Origin of the sequence: Gilvimarinus sp. 2_MG-2023 (genome assembly GCF_030547685.1) — a bacterium.
GTDB lineage: Bacteria > Pseudomonadota > Gammaproteobacteria > Pseudomonadales > Cellvibrionaceae > Gilvimarinus.
This window is the reverse complement of the sequence record NZ_JAUOQM010000023.1, coordinates 1-2,321: the sequence shown is the minus strand read 5'-3', so window position 1 is coordinate 2,321 and position 2,321 is coordinate 1. Positions and strand designations below refer to the sequence as shown.

General features: G+C 53.3%; 3 protein-coding genes. All 3 read left to right on the top strand.

Translation table 11 applies throughout. From position 1 onward, the window contains the following. Positions 1-80 precede the first annotated feature (80 nt). Genes Q4526_RS05610 through Q4526_RS05600 form a run of 3 tightly spaced genes read left to right on the top strand, consistent with a single transcriptional unit; the run spans position 81 to position 2,297 of the window. Positions 81-371 (top strand): IS66 family insertion sequence element accessory protein TnpB, encoded by a 291-nt coding sequence (locus tag Q4526_RS05610; protein ID WP_215975919.1) that lies wholly within the window; start codon positions 81-83, stop codon positions 369-371. Then, positions 368-724, top strand: a complete 357-nt coding sequence (gene tnpB / locus Q4526_RS05605; RefSeq protein WP_215975918.1) for an IS66 family insertion sequence element accessory protein TnpB — start codon at positions 368-370, stop codon at positions 722-724. The genes Q4526_RS05610 and tnpB overlap by 4 nt, the downstream gene beginning before the upstream one ends. 22 nt (positions 725-746) lie before the next feature. Beyond that, positions 747-2,297: an IS66 family transposase gene (locus Q4526_RS05600; protein WP_215975917.1), complete on the top strand. Its 1,551-nt coding sequence runs from the start codon at positions 747-749 to the stop codon at positions 2,295-2,297. The last annotated feature ends 24 nt before the right edge of the window (positions 2,298-2,321 follow it).

The window sequence follows — 2,321 nt, the reverse complement described above, 5'->3', positions numbered from 1 at the left end:
GTAAGCGCCAAACCAACCACCCACTCCCCAGTCTAGCGTGATCTTAGTAGCCTCTGTGTTTTAAACAATTGGAGGTCTACATGAAAAAGTATCGCACCCAATCCGACTGGTTGGCTCTGATCGAAGAGTTTGAACAAAGCGGGTTAACCCAAGCCAAATTCTGCGCTGAGCGTGGGCTCAACGCTAAATACTTCAGTCTGCGACGAACAAAGCTTAAAGCTCGTCCCGAGCCGAGTGGGTTTTCCCGAGCCGTTCTGGCCGAGCCTAAGCCGTCCGGCGAGGTGACGGTACACTACGGCTCTGTCATGGTGAAGCTTCCCGGCGGTGATGCGCGCACTATCGCGCAACTGGTCAAGGCCTTGGCGGTATGATCCAGTGGCGGGAGGATGTGGAGGTCTACCTACACCGCGAACCGGTGGACTTTCGCAAAGCCATTAACGGGTTGAGTGTCATCGTTCAGGATGACATGGCGCTCTCGCCTTTTAGTCGGGCACTGTTTGTCTTCTGTAATAAAAAGCGCAATCAGCTTAAAGTGTTGTACTGGGATGAGACAGGCTTTGCCTTGTGGCAGAAGCGGCTTGAGCGCGATAAGTTCAAGTGGCCCCGACGCTGGCCGGAGGATCTGGTGGTGCTGGATCACGAGCAGTGGCAATGGCTGCTGCGAGGGTTTGATATCACCCAATTAAAGCCGCACAAAGCGCTGTTTTACCGAGACGTTTGTTGATGGAGTTTGGTAAAATAGTAGTATGTCAGAAGCCGCACCGCTTGAACAAAAAATCAAAGAACTTGAAGCGCAACTTGAAGAAAAAGAAATGCTTCTAAAAAGCCGTGCGAGTCGTATCAGCACCCTCGAAGAACTCATCAAACAATTTCAACGCAAGCAGTTCTCTGCCAGTAGCGAAAAGCTCTCCAAGGATCAGCTCGATCTGGGGCTGTTCAATGAGGCGGAATCGACAGAGCTGAACGAGGCGAGCGAATCCTCAGGGGCCGAGCCAGAAGACACCATTGAAGTTCCGTCTCATACTCGCCGCAAGCAGCCGCAGGTTAGCCTACCGGCGAACCTTCCGCGTGAAGAGGTTCTGTATGAGTTACCGGAGACTGAGCGGGTGTGTCCGCACGATGGCACCGAGTTAAAGGCTATCGGCACCGAAGACCACGAGCAACTGGATATCATCCCCGCACAGGCCAAAGTGATCGTCCACCGGCGTCAGAAGTACGTGTGCCCTTGCTGCGAAAAGCACCACGTTACCGCCACCAAACCCAAGCAGCCTATTGAAAAGAGCATTGCCAGTGCGGGGCTTCTGGCTTATGTGGCCACCCAAAAGTACTGCGATGCGCTGCCACTGTACCGCCAGAGTGAGATCTTTAAACGCGCTGGGCTGGCCCTGGGCCGAACCAATCTTGCCAACTGGATGATCCGTTCGGGACAACTGGTGCAGCCGTTGATTAACCTCTTACAAGACAAACTGTTAGTGCAGCCTGTCATTCACCTGGACGAAACCACCGTGCAGGTACTCAACGAACCCGGTAAAACCGCTGAAAGCCAAAGCTACATGTGGGTGATGGGCAGCTTCGCTGCCAGTCCCACGGTATTGTTCCATTACGCCGACTCCCGGCGTCAGTCGGTGCCGCTGGATTTACTCGATGAAAGCGTCAGCACCATCATGGTTGATGGCTACGAGGGTTATGAGAAAGCCTGTAAGGACTACCGCATTACCCGTCTCGGTTGCTGGGCTCACGCCCGACGCAAACTCATGGATGCCAAAACCGTCCAGAAAAAAGGCAAAGCGGGCAAAGCCGATCAGGGCTTGGCGTTTATCCAAAAATTGTACGCTTTAGAGAAATCCATAAAGGATCAACCGCCGGATGAGCGCTATCGACGGAGGCAGCAAGAGGCCAAACCGATTATCGACAAACTCAGAGCCTGGCTTGAAAAAAGCCTTCCGCATGTGCCGCCGCAAAGTGCGATTGGCAGGGCACTGTTATACCTGCACAATCAGTGGGACAGGCTCGTGCGCTACCTTGATGATGGTGCTTACCCGATCGACAATAACCGGGCAGAGAACGCCATCCGGCCATTTACCGTGGGCCGCAAGAACTGGCTGTTCTCCAATAGCCAAGCTGGCGCAAAGGCCAGTGCTAACTTATACAGTCTGATCGAAACAGCCAAAGCCAATGGAGTGAACCCGTACGATTATTTGAAGATAGTTTTTAAAGAGTTACCCAACGCGCAGAGCGTTGAGTCTGTCGAGGCGCTACTGCCATGGAACGCTAGCAAAACCTTAGATCACGTGTAACTGGGTGGTTGGTTTGGCGCTTAC